The organism is Paenibacillus oleatilyticus, from assembly GCF_018998565.1.
Classification (GTDB): Bacteria; Bacillota; Bacilli; order Paenibacillales; family NBRC-103111; genus Paenibacillus_G; species Paenibacillus_G oleatilyticus.
Genome location: NZ_JAHNZO010000081.1, coordinates 1 through 1,198 on the forward strand (window position 1 = coordinate 1; position 1,198 = coordinate 1,198).

The window sequence follows — 1,198 nt, forward strand, 5'->3', positions numbered from 1 at the left end:
TCCTTGCGAAATATGTGAGCAAGCCTCTGAATTTAAGCTCAACTAAAACACCACTTGATCAATTTGATAGAGAAAGGTTAGCCAAAACTTACTTCCCTACGATGGATCAGGCTTTACCCATTGAGAATGTCAACGCCATTGGGGCAGGCGGGCTCTACTCAACTGCAGAAGACGTAACTAAGTTTGCAGAAATATTAATGGGTAATCGAACGGACGTTCTATCTAAACAATCAGCCGAAGCTATGCAAAGTCCTGAATATAAAAAAGGAGTATGGGTTTCTGAAAAGACGAACACTTTTAACTATGGTCTTGGTTGGGACACGGTTAGCTTGCCACCGTTTGATGATTACGGAATAACGGCATTATTCAAAGGTGGGGACACCGAAAGATATCACGGTTCTTTGGTTACAATTCCAAAATATAATATTTCTATAGCTGTGCTCTCTTCAGGAGGGGCTTCACTATTCAATCTTACATTCGCATCTAGTGTTTTATTAGAATACTTAAAAGACCAGGGGCATATTAAGGAAATTCTACCCGAGAAAACATTTAAACCTTCCCTGAAGGTGAACATGCCGTCTGAATGGCTTTCTTATGCTGGATTATATGGTACAAGGGATTCAACCATAAATATAGATATGAAGAACGGAGAGATTGATTTACCTGAACAATTAGGGGGGGTAATACCATCACAAAAATATGTATATACGGGCGATGGACAATTCAAAAGCAAAGATGGCAGTGCAACAGTAAGCTTTGACAAACAAACAAATGGAAAAACATATGTGAAGCTTAACGCCTATACGAATTACCCAGGATTAGGTCAGTTCATGATGGTAATCTATCTGTATCAAAAGCTGGATTCCAATCCACTCGACCATACAACTAAAAAGGTATGGGAAAATAGAAACGGAAAAAGTTATTATGCGGTGGATGAAAAGATAACTTCTGCATATTATCTGGCCACGCCAATGATATCAAAGAAAATATCCGTTGATATGGATCATGGATACGCAAATGGGACTAAAATTGTTAATGAGAATCAAGCAGTAAATGCTGTCCAAATTCCGATTATAGCCGGAGCTAATGTATTTGATCTCAACTTTTATAAAGAAGGACAGACGGAGTATTTAAAGATTGATGGATTCTCTTATATCGATGAAGATGCTATTCAACCCATTTATGAAGGGAATGATTC

Annotated in this window: 1 protein-coding gene; it reads left to right on the forward strand. The window is 38.2% G+C overall.

Going from position 1 to position 1,198, the window contains the following annotated elements; genetic code table 11:
- Positions 1 to 1,198: serine hydrolase domain-containing protein (locus KQX66_RS36370; protein ID WP_216798387.1), on the forward strand; the 1,198-nt coding region annotated here is incomplete at both ends.